15 protein-coding genes are annotated in these 13,910 nt (G+C 75.2%); 7 read left to right on the top strand and 8 right to left on the bottom strand.

The annotated features are described in order from the left end of the window. Positions 1-21: 21 nt before the first annotated feature. From menD to JQN70_RS05865, 3 genes are read right to left on the bottom strand one after another with little or no spacing between them, the layout of a single operon-like run. A complete protein-coding gene (menD, locus tag JQN70_RS05855; protein ID WP_204130394.1) occupies positions 22-1,743 on the bottom strand; it encodes a 2-succinyl-5-enolpyruvyl-6-hydroxy-3-cyclohexene-1-carboxylic-acid synthase in 1,722 nt (573 codons plus the stop codon). Then, a complete protein-coding gene (locus JQN70_RS05860) occupies positions 1,740-2,876 on the bottom strand; it encodes an alpha/beta hydrolase family protein (protein WP_204130395.1) in 1,137 nt (378 codons plus the stop codon). The genes menD and JQN70_RS05860 overlap by 4 nt, the downstream gene beginning before the upstream one ends. Then, positions 2,873-3,142 carry a hypothetical protein gene (locus JQN70_RS05865; protein WP_204130396.1) on the bottom strand — a complete coding sequence of 90 codons (270 nt, stop codon included), beginning with the start codon at positions 3,140-3,142 and terminating at the stop codon, positions 2,873-2,875. Before JQN70_RS05865 ends, JQN70_RS05860 begins: the two co-directional genes overlap by 4 nt. Before the next feature lie 135 nt (positions 3,143-3,277). On the opposite strand from JQN70_RS05865, the gene JQN70_RS05870 reads away from it, so the two are divergent. After that, positions 3,278-4,678 (top strand): mycothione reductase, encoded by a 1,401-nt coding sequence (locus JQN70_RS05870; protein ID WP_204130397.1) that lies wholly within the window; start codon positions 3,278-3,280, stop codon positions 4,676-4,678. Positions 4,679-4,681: 3 nt separating this feature from the next. Here the strand turns inward: JQN70_RS05870 and JQN70_RS05875 are convergent, their stop codons facing one another. Genes JQN70_RS05875 through JQN70_RS05885 form a run of 3 tightly spaced genes read right to left on the bottom strand, consistent with a single transcriptional unit; the run spans position 4,682 to position 7,730 of the window. Then, on the bottom strand, positions 4,682-5,428 hold the full coding sequence (locus JQN70_RS05875) for a VOC family protein (RefSeq protein ID WP_204130398.1): 747 nt from the start codon (positions 5,426-5,428) through the stop codon (positions 4,682-4,684). Then, positions 5,425-6,426: an o-succinylbenzoate synthase gene (locus JQN70_RS05880; protein WP_204130399.1), complete on the bottom strand. Its 1,002-nt coding sequence runs from the start codon at positions 6,424-6,426 to the stop codon at positions 5,425-5,427. Before JQN70_RS05880 ends, JQN70_RS05875 begins: the two co-directional genes overlap by 4 nt. Before the next feature lie 32 nt (positions 6,427-6,458). Beyond that, positions 6,459-7,730, bottom strand: a complete 1,272-nt coding sequence (locus JQN70_RS05885; RefSeq protein ID WP_204130400.1) for an Nramp family divalent metal transporter — start codon at positions 7,728-7,730, stop codon at positions 6,459-6,461. Between the two features lie 68 nt (positions 7,731-7,798). Here JQN70_RS05885 and JQN70_RS05890 point away from each other — a divergent pair, with 68 nt between their 5' ends. The 3 genes from JQN70_RS05890 to JQN70_RS19875 are packed head-to-tail and all read left to right on the top strand — an operon-like array spanning position 7,799 to position 10,212. After that, a complete protein-coding gene (locus tag JQN70_RS05890) occupies positions 7,799-8,740 on the top strand; it encodes a 1,4-dihydroxy-2-naphthoyl-CoA synthase (RefSeq protein ID WP_204130401.1) in 942 nt (313 codons plus the stop codon). A 39-nt stretch (positions 8,741-8,779) separates the two neighbouring features. Further along, positions 8,780-10,135, top strand: a complete 1,356-nt coding sequence (locus JQN70_RS05895) for a TIGR00366 family protein (RefSeq protein WP_239110850.1) — start codon at positions 8,780-8,782, stop codon at positions 10,133-10,135. Next, positions 10,063-10,212: a hypothetical protein gene (locus tag JQN70_RS19875; protein ID WP_239110852.1), complete on the top strand. Its 150-nt coding sequence runs from the start codon at positions 10,063-10,065 to the stop codon at positions 10,210-10,212. The genes JQN70_RS05895 and JQN70_RS19875 overlap by 73 nt, the downstream gene beginning before the upstream one ends. On the opposite strand, the gene JQN70_RS05900 is transcribed toward JQN70_RS19875, so the two are convergent. Further along, positions 10,209-10,664: a hypothetical protein gene (locus JQN70_RS05900; RefSeq protein ID WP_204130402.1), complete on the bottom strand. Its 456-nt coding sequence runs from the start codon at positions 10,662-10,664 to the stop codon at positions 10,209-10,211. The two genes, JQN70_RS19875 and JQN70_RS05900, sit on opposite strands and share 4 nt — an antisense overlap. Positions 10,665-10,755: 91 nt before the next feature. On the opposite strand from JQN70_RS05900, the gene menE reads away from it, so the two are divergent. The 3 genes from menE to JQN70_RS05915 are packed head-to-tail and all read left to right on the top strand — an operon-like array spanning position 10,756 to position 13,139. Further along, a complete protein-coding gene (gene menE / locus JQN70_RS05905) occupies positions 10,756-11,922 on the top strand; it encodes an o-succinylbenzoate--CoA ligase (RefSeq protein WP_204130403.1) in 1,167 nt (388 codons plus the stop codon). Positions 11,923-11,926: 4 nt separating this feature from the next. Then, positions 11,927-12,247, top strand: a complete 321-nt coding sequence (locus JQN70_RS05910) for a PLD nuclease N-terminal domain-containing protein (RefSeq protein ID WP_204130404.1) — start codon at positions 11,927-11,929, stop codon at positions 12,245-12,247. 7 nt (positions 12,248-12,254) lie between these two features. Beyond that, positions 12,255-13,139, top strand: a complete 885-nt coding sequence (locus JQN70_RS05915; RefSeq protein ID WP_204130405.1) for a 1,4-dihydroxy-2-naphthoate polyprenyltransferase — start codon at positions 12,255-12,257, stop codon at positions 13,137-13,139. Between the two features lie 381 nt (positions 13,140-13,520). Here JQN70_RS05915 and JQN70_RS05920 read toward each other — a convergent pair whose 3' ends face one another. Next, entirely contained in the window at positions 13,521-13,910 is a 390-nt protein-coding gene (locus tag JQN70_RS05920) for a DUF4229 domain-containing protein (protein WP_204130406.1), read from the bottom strand.

The following is a 13,910-nucleotide window of genomic DNA, read 5'->3' on the forward strand; positions in this document are numbered from 1 at the left end:
GTCGGCCGAATCCGGCCCCGGTCAGCTGTCGAGGGTGCGGGCCGCGAGGTCGCGCAGGTCGGCGTGCGCCTGCCGGTGGGTGGACCGGTCGACCCGGACCTCGACGACCCGCAGACCCTCGGGCCGGCGGCGCACCTCCGCGGCGAGGGCGTCCGCGGTGTCGGCCCGTGTGTGCCCGACGCCGTGGGCCCGGCAGAGCGCGGCGAGGTCGGTGCCGGTGGGCGTGCCGAAGACCCGCTCGAAGGACGCGGCGCGCTCGGGGGCCCCGTGCTCGAGCGTCGTGAAAATGCCGCCCCCGTCGTCGTTGACGACGACGAGCGTGAGGTCGGGGCGCTGCTCGTCGGGGCCGGCCAGCAGGCCGTTGGCGTCGTGGAGGAAGGTGAGATCACCGAGCAGCGCGAGCACCGGCTCGGTCCGGGTCAGCGCGACCCCCACGGCGGTCGAGACCATGCCGTCGATACCGGCCAGACCGCGGTTGGCGACGACCTCCCCGGCACAGCTGTGCGCCACCCCGAGGTCGAGGTCGCGGACCGGGTTGGACGAGCCGACGACGAGGACGGCGCCGTGCGGGACGGACGCCGCGAGCACCTCGGCCACCGCCAGCCCCGTCCCCCAGGGACGAGCTCGTGCCGCAACGGCGTCCGCGACCTCTTGGCCGGCCGTCCACCAGGCCCCGGCCCACGCGTCGTCCTCGTCGGTACGGGTCACCTCGGCCGTGACCCGCAGCGCCCCGGCGCCGTGGACGGCGGCCGCGACGTGCGAGGGGTCGGGCCACTCCCCACCCTCCGAGACGACCTCGACGCGCAGGCCCGGGCGGCGCAGGAGCGCCCCGACCGCGCGCGACAGGGTCACCCGGCCGACGACGACGACCCGCTCCGGGAGGTGGGCGTCGAGCCAGTCGGTGGCGGTGAGGAGGAGCGGACCGTGCGCGACCGCCGCCTCGCGGAGGTCCGCCGGGCCGAAGGGCTCGGCGACCAACGGGTGCGCGCGCGCCCGGGCCCACGCCACGGCGTCCCGCGCGACCTGCGGGTCGTCGACCGAGCCCACCACGACGAGCGTGCGGCCGACGTCCTCAAGGCGGGCGGCCGCGACCGTGGGGGCCGCGGGCCCGACCTCGGTCCAAGGGGTGCCGCCGGGGCGGCCGGCGAGGTGCTCCGGCAGGTCGGCGCCGTCGCCGACCTCGGGCGCGAGGGGGTCGCGGAAGGCGACGTCGAGGTGCACCGGACCGGCGCTCCCGTCGAGCAGCCCGGAGGCCGCGGCGAGCGCCCGGCAGACGGCCGTGCGCCACGAGGGCATCCGGCCGTCACCGGCGGTGGGCACGGCGTCCGGCGCCGGCAGGTCGGCGGACCAGCGCACCGCCGGGCCGAAGAGCCCCGGCTGCCGCGTCGTCTGGTTGGCACCGGTGCCGCGCAGCTCGTGCGGCCGGTCCGCCGAGACGACGACGAGCGGGACCCCGGCGTGGTGGGCCTCGAGGACCGCCGGGTGAAGGTTGGCGACCGCCGTGCCGGACGTCGTGACGACCGCCACCGGGCGCCCCGAGCCCTTCGCCAGGCCGAGCGCGAGGAACCCGGCCGAGCGCTCGTCGACGCGCACGTGCAGCCGGGTCCGCCCCGCCCGGTCGGCGTCGAGCAACGCGTACGCGAGCGGCGCCGAGCGCGACCCCGGCGCGAGGACGACGTCGCGCACCCCACCCCGGACCAGCTCGTCGACGAGGACCGTGGCGAGCGCCGAGGAGGGGGTCACGGGCGTGGATTCTGCCACCCCCTCTCGACGACGACCTCGGTGACGGAGCGCACCGGCCGATGGAGGAAGTCGCCGGCGGAGGCCTCCCAGGCCCCCATCCCCGGCACCGTGCCGCGTGGCGCGTCCTCCGCGGCGCGGACGGTGCGCAGGTACTCGGCGAGGGCGTGCCGCCGCACGTCGACCCCCGGCCCCTCCCCGACCCGCACGGTCAGCCACGACGGAGTCGCGGGGTTCGGCGAGAGGTCGAGGGTCGGGACGGGGTCGTCCGCGTGCTCGACCGACAGGACCCGAACCGACGCGGGCAGGTCGAACACCGCCACCGGCGAGCCCGTGGTCACGACGTGCGTGACCCGGTGCCGCCCGCGGAAGCCGGCGTCGGACGCGAGGGCGGCCGCGAGGATGCCGCCCTGGCTGTGGCCGACGAGCAGGACCGGCTCGTCGTCGGCGCCCCGACCCGCACCCCGTGCGACGTCGAGGGCGGCGGCCACCCCGGCCGCGGCCAGCGTGGCGTCCCCCGTGACGGCCCGTACGTCGCTCGTGAGGTCGAACGGGTCGGACCCCGGCCGCGGCGACCACTCCTGGGTGCCCGGGACGGCGACCACCCACGCCGAGCCCCCGCCCGGCGCGGCCAGCTCGACGACCCGCACGCGCCCCCCGTCGAGCCCGTCACCGAGCGCGACGAGGTCCCCGGGCCCGGTGAGCGGCGACACCTCCCGGGACGGGACGACCGGCGTGACCGCCACCGCGGCGCCGCCGTCGGTGAGCAGCCCGCCGCGCGCCGCCACGTCGGAGCCGACGCGGACGCCACCGAGGACGGCGGCCGCCCACCGCTCGACCTCCTCGTAGCCGCGGGCCGCCAGCCGCAGCCGGACGGCGAGCGCGTCGAGCCCCAGCGCCTCGCCCCAGAGCCCGGCCGGACCGAGGACCCGGAGGGCAGCGGCCTCGACCCGCACCCAGGACCCGAGGACCGCCGGACCGCCGAGCAGCCCGGGACCCCCGAGCAGGCCCGGGGAGCGACAGCGCGCCAGAGCACTCGCGACGCCCTCCGCCTCGCCCCGCAGGTCCTCGGCCACGGCAGCGAGGTGGCGGGCCACGACGAACAGCCCCTCGGACCGCACCCCGACGACCGTCACGAGGCCCGCCCCAGCCCGCCGTCCGCCGCCTCCGACCGCACCGCCGCCGCGAGGCCGTCGACCGCCTCCGCGAGCCATCCCAGCTCGTCCTCGAGCGCGGCGAGGGACGCCACCCGGTGCGCGACCGCCTCCTGGAACCCCTCCGCCGCACCGCCGACCCACCCGGGGACGACCGTCCCCAGCAGCCCGGCCCGCCGGACCCCGACCAGCTCGGCCCCAGCCCGCACCCGCGCGGCCAGCCGCTCGAGGTCGTCGACCTCGGCCATCGTCATCCCCTCCTCCGTCCGGCCCCCAGCAGACCCCGGACCCGCGGCGCCCCACCACCGCCCCCGCCCGCCCTGTGGACGACCTGGCGGACCGGGCCGCCTGTGGACGACCGCCCGCCACCTACGCTGGCCCGCATGCCCCACCACGACCTCGTCATCATCGGCAGCGGCTCGGGCAACTCGCTCCTCACTCCCGAGCTCGAGGGCCTGGACGTCGCGATCGTCGAGAAGGGCACCTTCGGGGGCACCTGCCTCAACGTCGGCTGCATCCCGACGAAGATGTTCGTCCTGCCGGCCGACCGGGTCGTCGAGGCCGACGACGCCCATCGCCTCGGCGTGGCCTTCGACCCCCCGCACGTCGACTGGCCGGCCATCCGCGACCGCGTGTTCGGCCGCATCGACCCCATCTCGCGCGGCGGCGAGGACTACCGGCGCGGCCAGGACGACGTCACCCTGTACCGCACACGCGCCCGCTTCACCGGCCCCCGCGCGCTGCTCCTCGACACCGGCGAGGAGCTGACGGCCGAGCGCGTTGTCGTCGCCGCCGGCAGCCGGGCCGTCGGGCTGGCCGTCGACGGCCTCACCGGCGTCGACCCCGACCGCGGCGTCCACACCTCCGACACCGTCATGCGGATGGACACCCTCCCCCCGCGGATGATCGTCGTCGGCGGCGGGTTCGTCGCGTGCGAGATGGCCCACGTCTTCTCGTCCCTCGGGGTGCGGGTGACCCAGGTGCAGCGCTCCGCCCGGCTCCTCATGGCCGAGGAGCAGGAGATCTCGCAGCGCTACACCGACGTGGCCCGCGAGCACTACGACGTGCGGCTCGGCACGAAGGTCACGACCGCCGAGCGGGTCGGCGACGCCTGGCGACTGACGACCGAGGGACCCGACGGTGGCACCGACCACCTCGAGGCCGAGGTCGTGCTCCTCGCCGTCGGCCGGCGCCCCAACACCGACCTCCTCGACGCCGCGGCCGGGGGGCTCGAGACCCACCCCGACGGCCGGCTCGTCGTCGACGCGCAGCAGCGCACGAGCGTGCCGAAGGTCTGGGCCCTCGGCGACATCTCGTCCGAGCACCAGCTGAAGCACGTCGCGAACGGGGACGCGCGGATCGTCGCGCACAACCTCGCGGTCGACCTCGGACGCGTCGCCGGACCGCCGCGCGAGCAGGACGACCGACCGGTCCCCCACGCCGTCTTCGGACACCCGCAGGTCGCCTCCTTCGGTCCCACGGCCGAGCAGCTGCGTTCGGACGGAACGGAGTTCGTGTCGTACACGCAGAAGGTCGGCGACGTCGCCTACGGCTGGGCGCTCGAGGACACCACCGGGCTCCTCACCGTCCACGCCGCGCCCGACGGACGCCTCCTCGCCGCGCACATGGTCGGGCCGCAGGCCTCGAGCATCATCCAGCCGCTCGTCCAGGCCGCCTCCTTCGGGCAGCACGCGCACGACGTCGCGCGCGGCCAGTACTGGATCCACCCGGCCCTCGCCGAGGTCGTCGAGAACGCGCTCCTCGGTCTCCCGCTGGAGGGCTGAGGCTCACTCCCCCGCCGGCGCCGACGGGCTGCGACCGGTGAGGCAGTAGGGGCGGCCGACCGGGTCAGACATCACCGTCCACCCGTCGTGCAGCTCGACGACCGTCGCCCCGGCGGCCACGTGCCGCCCGACCGACACGGAACGGTCGGCACAGGCGAGGTCGACGTGCGCGCGCACCGGCCCGTCGGGCTCCCCGAGCCGTTGGAGCAGCAGGCGCAGCGGGACGTGCGGGGCCCGCCGCAGCGCCGTCAGCTCGGGCTCGTCGTCGAAGCCCCGCTCCGCCCACCCGGTGAGGTCGCGCCAGAAGGCGGTCTCGGTCCCGTGCACGGAGGACGGGATGTCGAGGCACACCTGGTCGACCAGCTCGTCGCCGCCCCGGACCACGTCGCGCGCGCCGTGCCAGGTCGTCAGGCAGAAGGTGAACCCGCCGGGGCTCCGCAGGACGACCACCGTGTCACCGATCGCCCCGACCCGCACGGCACCGAGCGCCTCCGCGGTCCGCGCGGCGGCGTGGACGTCCTCGACGTCGAGGTCGAGGTGCACGCCGCCCGGTCCGTCGTCGACGGCTTGGAGCTTGACCCACGCGTCACCCGATGCCGGTGCGAGCGTGGCGAACTCGCCGGACCCGCCGCGCCGGTCGACGACGGGCCACCCGGTCACCGTCGACCAGAACGCCCACGCGGCGCCGGCCTCGGCGCGCGGCGTGTCGAGGAAGAGCCAGGTCCAGCGCAGGCTCAGGGGCGCGCTCATCCGGGACCCCCGGCGTCGAGGTGGGCGTAGGCGGCGACGACCCGGTCGCGCCACCACGCCGTCCGGTCGGGGGGCGCCGACCAGCGCTCCAGCAGGGCCGGGTCGACCGGCACCCGACCCACGGGGAGCGAGCCGTGGTCCGGGACAAGCGGCTCGGTGGTGACGTCACCGCCGAGCAGCGCGACGGTGCCGAGCCCGCACGCGTGCTCGAGCGACGGGAGGGCGGCCGCCAGCGCCACTCCCCCGGCGATCCCGACGCTCGTGTCGAGCGCCGACGACACGACCGCCGGCAGCCCGCACGCCGCCACGACCTCGAGGGCACGGCGCACCCCGCCGAGCGGGGCCACCTTGACGACGACGACGTCGGCGGCCCCGAGGGCCTTGACCCGCAACGGGTCCGCGGCCTTGCGGATGGACTCGTCGGCGGCGACCGGCAGGTCGAGCCCGCGCCGGCCGAGCACGACCCGCAGGTCGCGCAGCTCCTCGAGCGAGGCGCACGGCTGCTCCGCGTACTCGAGGTGGTAGCGCGCCAGCCGACCGAGGACGTCGGCCGCCTCGTCGACGCCCCAGCCCCCGTTGGCGTCCACCCGGATGCGCCCGCCGTGCCCGAGCGCCGAGCGCACGGCCGCGACCCGGTCGACGTCGGCCGACGACGGCTGCCCGCGCTCGGCGACCTTGACCTTCGCCGTCGTGCAGCCCGGGAACCGCGCGAGTACCCCCGCGACCTCGTCGGGCCCGACCGCCGGCACCGTCGCGTTGACGGGCACGGTGTCGCGCACCGGCTCCGGCCATCCCTCCCACGCCGCCTCGATGCCCGACGCCAGCCAGCGGGACGCCTCGGCCGGCCCGTACTCGAGGAAGGGCGCGAACTCGCCCCAACCCCTCGGCCCCTCCAGCAGCACCGCCTCGCGCACGCGGACACCGCGGAACGGCACCCGCATCGGTACGGCGACGACGTGCATCCCGCCGAGCAGGTCGTCGAGCGCGGGGGCGGTCACGGGTCCACCGTAGGACCAGACCGTCCGCGCGGTCAGTCGCCGGTGACCGCCTTCACGAGCTCGTTGACGGCGAGGGCGACGAAGGCGACCGCCGTCAGGCCCATCCAGAGGTTCGACCACGTCCTGTTGCGCCACTCGCGCGGGACGCGGTCGGTGTTGAGCATCCAGAGCAGCGTCACGGCGAGGAACGGCATGAAGAACGCGCCGAGCACGCCGTAGGCGAGGAGCAGCCAGACCGGCTTGCCGACGAGGATGAGGACGATGGGCGGGATGGTCAGCCAGAGGATGTACGCCCGGTACCAGGTGCCGCCGATACCCCGCTCGGGCGCGTCGTCCGGGAGGCCGCGGACGTGGCCGACGAAGTCGGCGAACATCAGGCTGACGCCGTTCCAGACGCCGAGCAGCGAGGACATCGCCGCGGCCCAGAAGCCGACGAGGAAGACCTTGCTGGCCCACGTGCCGTACCGGTCGTCGAGGACGCTCGCGAGGTCGAGCAGGCCTTGGTCGCCGGTCTTCACGGCGATCTTCGCGGAGTAGAGCAGCTCGGCGCCGACGATGAGCGTGGCGACGACGAAGATGCCGGTGACGAGGTAGGCGACCCGGTTGTCGAGGCGCATGACGCGCATGAACTTCGGTGTGGTCCACCCCTTCTCACGGATCCAGTAGCCGTACGCCGCCAGCGTGATGGTGCCGCCGACGCCGCCCGCGACCGAGAGGACGTTGACCACCGACCCCGCGGGCACGGTCGGGACGAGGCCGACGAGCAGGTCCGGGAGGTTCGGCACGGTGAGGACGGCGGCACCGACGACGGTGACGAACATCAACCCGACGAGGGCGGCGCAGAGCTTCTCGAACAGCTCGTACCGGCCGAACCACACGAGCAGCGCCCCGACGACCCCGGACCCGATGCCCCACACCGGGACCGACACCGCGGGGAAGAGCGAGTGCAGCGGGAGGCCGGTGCCGGCCATCGCCGCGGCCCCGTAGACGAAGCCCCAGACGACGATGTACGGCGCGAAGTAGACCGTCGTCCAGCGGCCGAGGCTCGACCAGCCCTCGTAGATCGTGCGCCCCGTGGCGAGGGTCCAGCGACCTGCCCCCTCGACGAGGACGATCTTCATGAGGCAGCCGACGACGACGGCCCAGAGCAGGGCGTACCCGTACTTCTGGCCGGCGATGAGGGTGGCCACGAGGTCGGCGGCGCCCACGCCCGTCGCGGCGACGACGAGCCCGGGTCCCACGAGCCTCCAGCGGGGCGCGGAACCGGACTCGGACTGCTGGGGCGGCGAGGTCGTCGTCGACATGCGTCCCCACCCTGCCGGACCCGGTGCCGCATCGGGGCTTTCGCGTCGCCGCGGATAGCCTTGGCGCCGTGAGCGCGATCCCCGGAGTCAGCGAGACCTTCGACCCCGCCGCCTGGCAGGAGGTGCCCGGTTTCGAGGACCTCACCGACGTCACGTACCACCGCGCCGTCGACCTCGGCTGCGTCCGCGTCGCGTTCGACCGCCCCGAGGTGATGAACGCCTTCCGCCCGCACACCGTCGACGAGCTGTACCGCGTCCTCGACCACGCCCGCCGCACCCCGGACGTCGGCGTCGTGCTCCTCACCGGCAACGGCCCGGGCCCGGAGGGCAACGGCGCCGCCGGCAAGTGGGCGTTCTGCACCGGTGGCGACCAGCGCATCCGCGGCCGCTCCGGGTACCAGTACGCCGAGGGCACCACCGCCGACACCGTCGACGAGCGCCGGGTCAAGGCCGAGGGCGGGCGGCTGCACATCCTCGAGGTGCAGCGCCTCGTCCGGACGATGCCCAAGGTCGTCGTCGCGGTCGTGAACGGCTGGGCGGCCGGCGGCGGGCACAGCCTGCACGTCGTCTGCGACCTGACCCTCGCCAGCCGCGAGCACGCGCGGTTCAAGCAGACCGACGCCGACGTCGGCTCCTTCGACGGCGGCTACGGCAGCGCCTACCTCGCGAAGATGGTGGGGCAGAAGGTCGCCCGCGAGATCTTCTTCCTCGGCCGTGAGTACTCCGCCGAGGACATGCAGCGGATGGGTGCCGTGAACATCGTCGCCGACCACGCGTCGCTCGAGGCGGAGGCACTGCAGGTCGCGCGCGAGGTGATGGGCAAGAGCCCCCAGGCGCAGCGGATGCTCAAGTTCGCCTTCAACCTGCTCGACGACGGGCTGATGGGCCAGCAGGTCTTCGCCGGCGAGGCCACGCGGCTGGCGTACATGACCGACGAGGCCGTCGAGGGCCGCGACCAGTTCCTCGAGAAGCGCGACCCCGACTGGTCGCCCTTCCCCTGGTACTTCTGAGGCGCTCCGGGCCCTCGGGCTCTGGCAGGGTGGTCTGCCATGTCGACAGCGACCGCCACCCCTGACACCGAGGAGCGCGGGCTGGCCCGCGTCGCCCAGACCTTCGCCGCCTTCACCGAGAAGTGGTTCCCCGACGCCTGGGTCTTCGCGGCGGCGGGCGTCGTCATCGTCTCGGTGGCGGCGATGCTCAACGGGTCGACGCCGGCCGCCGTCGCCGAGACCTTCGGCACCGGTTTCTGGGACCTCACGGCCTTCACATTGCAGATGGCGATGGTCGTGCTCACCGGCTACGTCGTCGCGACCGCTCCGCCCGTGGCCCGGCTCATCGAGGCGCTGGCCCGCGTGCCCGGCGACCCGCGGCGTGCCGTCGCCTTCGTCGCCTTCCTGTCGATGAGCGTCTCGCTGCTCAACTGGGGCCTGTCGCTGATCTTCGGCGGCCTGCTCGCCCGGGCCGTCGCCCGCCGCGAGGACCTGCGGGTCGACTACCGCGCGCTCGGCGCCGCCGCGTTCATGGGTCTCGGCGCCGTGTGGGCGCTCGGCCTCTCCTCCTCGGCCGCCCAGCTCCAGGCCACGCCGGCGTCCCTTCCGGCGCCACTCCTGGAGATCACCGGCGTGCTCGACTTCGGGACGACGATCTTCACGTGGCAGTCGATGCTCGCCGCGCTCGTGCTCGTCGTCCTGACGACGGTCATCGCCTGGGCCTCCTGCCCGCGGGGGGCGTCGGTCCGCACGGCGCAGGACATGGGCATCGACACCGAGGACCTCCCCGACGAGCCGCCGGTGCGCGAGCGGCCGGGCGAGTGGCTCGAGTACTCGCGCGTGCTGCCGGTGCTGCTCGGCGTCATCACCCTCGGTTGGCTCGTCGGGCAGCTGCTCGAGAAGTCGGCCGTCGCGGTGCTGAGCAGCCTCAACGGCTACCTGCTCGTCTTCCTCGTGCTCGGGCTCGTCCTCCACGGCACGCCCCGCCGGTTCCTCATGGCCGTGCAGAAGGCGGTGCCCGCCACGGCCGGCATCCTCGTGCAGTTCCCGCTCTACGCCGCGATGGCCGCAGTCCTCACGAAGGCCGAGGGGCGCGGCGGCGAGACCCTCTCGGACCACCTGTCCTCGATCTTCACGTCCTTCGGCGGCGGGGGCGGCTTCGCGGTCGCACTGGCTCTCTACACCGCCGTGCTCGGCATCCTCGTCCCGTCCGGCGGCGGCAAGTGGCTCGTCGAGGCGCCGTACGTGATGCAGGCCGCCACGGACGTCCAGATGAACCTGGGCTGGACCGTGCAGATCTACAACTGGCCGAGGCGCTGCCCAACCTCGTCAACCCGTTCTTCATGCTGCCGCTGCTCGCCGTGCTCAAGCTGCGCGCCCGCGACCTCGTCGGGTTCACGTTCCTGCAGTTCGTGATCCACCTGCCGGTGGTCCTGCTGCTCGTCTGGCTGCTCGGCAACACCTTCGACTTCGTGCCGGCCGTCCAGCCCTAGCCGGACCCGCCGAGGTCGACCTCGTAGGCCTCGAAGACGAGGTCGGAGCCGCGCTGCCGGTGCCGGACCAGCCGGCCGATGAGCGCCGTCGTCGCCTCCCGGTGGGCGGCGACGGCCTCGTCCCCCTCGAGCCCGTCGTCGCGCTCGCCAAGCAGCCGGTCGACCTCGGCGAGGAGCTCGACGTGCTCGGCCGTCCGGGAGTCGACCTCGCGCGAGAGGCGCGGGGCGTGGGCCCGCAGGTCGTCGTAGAGACCGCCCGGCGCCTCGGTGAGGTCGACGTGGTCGCGCAGGTCGTGGGCCAGCTCGGTGAGGGCGGCCCGCACCCTCCGGCGCCACACCGGCCCGAGCCCGACCGGCAGGGCGAGCGCGGCGTCGAGGGCGGCCATCGCGTCGCCGAGCTCGGCCCGGTGGGCACGGACCTGTTCCAGGTGGGATGCGATCGCCTCGTCCACGGGCCACCTCCTCGGGTTGGGGCCATGGTCCCGGATCCGGGGGCCGGCGGCCAGTGCTGGGCGCAGCCACGCGGCTCCTAGAGTGGGCGCCGTGGACCTCGACCCGCTGCCCGTGCCGCTCGGCGAGGACGCCCGGTCGGTGCTGCCGCGCCTGCGCCGGGCGCTCGACGGCGGCGGGGCGGTCCTCCCGCACGTCGCCGGGTCGCCGCCTCCCGCGCTCCCCCGGTTCGCGGCCGCGGCCCTCCCGGACGACCTCGCCGTCGTCGTCGGCACCTCGGGCTCGACGGGGACTCCCAAGCTCGCGATGCTCGGCGCCGCCGCCCTCACCGCGAGCGCGCACGCCACCCACGAGCGGCTCGGTGGTCCGGGACAGTGGCTCCTGACGCTGCCGGCCGGACACGTCGCCGGGCTCCAGGTGCTCCTGCGCGGGCTCGACGCGGGCACGGTACCGGTGTCGGTCGACCTCTCGACCGGGTTCTCCCCCACCGCCTTCGCCGCCGGGGTCCGGCGCCTCGACCCCGAACACCGGCACTACACCTCGCTCGTGCCGACCCAGCTCGTCCGGCTGCTCGAGGACCCCGCCGCCACCTCGGCCCTCGCGTCCCTCCACGGCGTCCTCGTCGGGGGCGCGGCCACGCCACTGGCGCTGCGGCGACGGGCCGAGGCCGCCGGGATCCGCGTCGTGACGACGTACGGCATGAGCGAGACGTGCGGGGGGTGCGTGTACGACGGCCGGACGCTCACCGGAGCGACGGTGCGCATCGACGACGAGGGTCGGGTGCACCTCGGCGGGGCGATGCTGGCCCACGGGTACCTCGGGCGGCCCGACCTCACCTTCGGCTCCTTCGCGGTCGACCCCGACGGCTCGCGCTGGTTCCGCACCGACGACGCGGGACGGGTCGACGAGGACGGCCGGCTGCACGTCGACGGCCGGCTCGACGACGTGGTCGTCACCGGCGGGATGAAGGTCGCGCCGCGGCCGGTGGAGGAGGCGGCCGTCGAGCACGTCCCGGGGGTCCGCGAGGCCGTCGTCGTCGGTACCCCCGACCCGGAGTGGGGGCAGGCGGTGAGTCTCCTCGTCGTGCCCGAGGCGGGCGCCCGGCCGCTGTCGGTCGTCGAGGTGCGCGAGCACCTGCGCGGCCACGTCCCCGACCACGCCCTGCCCCGCCGGGTCACCGCGGCGGGTGCGGTGCCGCTGCGGGGGCCGGGCAAGCCGGACCGAGCCGCCGTCGCCGCGTTGTTCGACGTGCGAGGATGACCCCGTGTTGCGGTACCTGCCCTACGTCCTCAGCCTCGCGCTGACGGTCTACTGCCTCATCGACTGCCTCCAGACCGACGAGGTGGTCGTCCGCAACCTGCCCAAGATCGCCTGGGTGATGCTCGTCCTGCTCTTCCCGGTCGTCGGACCAGTGGCCTGGCTCGTGGCCGGCCGCCCCGACCGCGACTCCGCCCGCCAGTACATGACCCAGCAGGAGCGCTGGGAGGCCGACTACCGCCGCCGCGAGCGCGACAAGGAGGTCCGCGAGCGCCGGCAGCCGCCGCGCGGGCCGGACGACGACCCCGACTTCCTCAAGGGCATCTGACCTCCCGATGGCCTCCCTCTCCCAGTGGGTGGCGGGCGCCCGCCCGCGCACCCTGCCCGCCGCCGTCGCCCCCGTCGTCCTCGGCACGGCCGCCGCGCTGCGCGTCGACGCGGCCGACGCCGGTCACGCACTGCTCGCCCTCCTCGTGGCGCTGGCCCTCCAGGTCGGGGTCAACTACGCCAACGACTACTCCGACGGCATCCGCGGCACCGACGAGGTGCGCGCCGGCCCGGTGCGGCTCGTCGGGCAGCGGCTCGCCGACCCACGGAACGTACGGCTCGCGGCGTTCCTGTCCTTCGGGGCGGCCGGGGTGCTCGGGCTGGCGCTCGTGGCCCTGTCCCAGGCCTGGGTGATGCTGCCGCTCGGTGCGCTGGCGGTCCTCGCGGCCTGGCGCTACACCGGCGGCGACAACCCGTACGGCTACCGCGGGCTCGGCGAGGTGTACGTCTTCGTGTTCTTCGGGCTGCTCGCGACGCTCGGCACGGAGTACACGCAGGCCGGTGCGCTGTCGTGGTTCGGGCTGGCCGGGGCCGTGGGGGTCGGGTCCGTCGCCTCGGCGATCCTCGTCGCGAACAACCTGCGTGACATCCCCACCGACACCGAGCACGGCAAGCGGACCCTCGCGGTGCGGCTCGGGGACGGTCGGACGCGGGCGCTCTACGTGGGGCTCATGGCGGCCTCGCTGCCCGCGCTCGCCGTGATGGCGGTGTGGGGGCCGTGGGTGCTCGTGGCGCTGCTGGCCGTGCCGCTCGGGTGGCGCGGGGTGCGCGTCGTGCGGGCCGGGACGACCGGGCCGGGGCTCATCCCGGTGCTGGCGTCGACCGGGCTGTACGAGGTGGCCTGGGCCGTGCTCGTGCTGGTCGGGGTGGCGCTCGGGGTGGCGCTGGGCTGAGTCCGGGGCGCGTGGCCGACGGCGCCCGGTGGCTGGTGGTCGGGGCTGGACCGCCACTCGGGAGGGGGTGTGCCGACTGCTCTCGGTTGCTTCACCATCGGGAGCAACCGAGAGTCTCCGCACCACCCACCCCCGGGGACCGGGCTCTCCCCCTCGGCCACGGGTGGTCTCCACGGAGAGGGGCGCCTCCTCGGAGGGGGTGTCTCGACTGCTCTCGGTTGCTTCACCATCGGGAGCAACCGAGAGTTCCCGACACACCCCACCCCGGCTCCGCCCCTCTCGGTTGCCCCGAGATCTGACTCGACCGAGAGTCCCCGACACACCGCACCCCGCCTCCCCGACGGCGTTCCCGCTCGAGCGCGCAGGGCCTGCCGCCGCAGCTCAGCGGAAGTCGTCGTCCTCGCCGGACGAGGCCGAGGCCGCCGCCCCACCGGACCCGCTCGCCGCGGCACCCTCGGCCCGGCTCGCGGGCAGCGAGCCACCGCTCCCGCTCCCGACCTCGGCGTCCTCGGCCTCCTCGTCACCCACCGGGTGCCCGGCCCGCTCCCGCCGGGCCGCGGCCCGGCGCTCGACGGTCCGGGCGAGCTGGTCCGAGTACGCCTCGCGGAAGCGCCGCAGCGCCACGTACGAGATGACCATCGACGCCAGCGCGGCGAGGACGACGAGGAGCACGTAGTCCTCCTCGTCACGCAGCCCGACGAGCCACAGGACCAGCAGGCACCCGAGGAAGATCATCAGGCGCAGGACGGAGTACCGCAGGACGGCGTTCAT

The organism is Phycicoccus sonneratiae (assembly GCF_016887965.1).
Taxonomy (GTDB): Bacteria; Actinomycetota; Actinomycetes; order Actinomycetales; family Dermatophilaceae; genus Phycicoccus; species Phycicoccus sonneratiae.

Excerpts from the sequence above, each read along its gene's own strand:
- JQN70_RS05865 (WP_204130396.1), bottom strand. The coding sequence starts at position 3,142 with ATGGCCGAGGTCGACGACCTCGAGCGGCTGGCCGCGCGGGTGCGGGCT.
- JQN70_RS05870 (WP_204130397.1), top strand. The coding sequence starts at position 3,278 with ATGCCCCACCACGACCTCGTCATCATCGGCAGCGGCTCGGGCAACTCG.
- JQN70_RS05875 (WP_204130398.1), bottom strand. The coding sequence starts at position 5,428 with ATGAGCGCGCCCCTGAGCCTGCGCTGGACCTGGCTCTTCCTCGACACG.
- JQN70_RS05885 (WP_204130400.1), bottom strand. The coding sequence starts at position 7,730 with ATGTCGACGACGACCTCGCCGCCCCAGCAGTCCGAGTCCGGTTCCGCG.
- JQN70_RS05895 (WP_239110850.1), top strand. The coding sequence starts at position 8,780 with ATGTCGACAGCGACCGCCACCCCTGACACCGAGGAGCGCGGGCTGGCC.
- JQN70_RS19875 (WP_239110852.1), top strand. The coding sequence starts at position 10,063 with ATGCTGCCGCTGCTCGCCGTGCTCAAGCTGCGCGCCCGCGACCTCGTC.
- JQN70_RS05915 (WP_204130405.1), top strand. The coding sequence starts at position 12,255 with ATGGCCTCCCTCTCCCAGTGGGTGGCGGGCGCCCGCCCGCGCACCCTG.
- JQN70_RS05920 (WP_204130406.1), bottom strand. The coding sequence starts at position 13,910 with ATGAACGCCGTCCTGCGGTACTCCGTCCTGCGCCTGATGATCTTCCTC.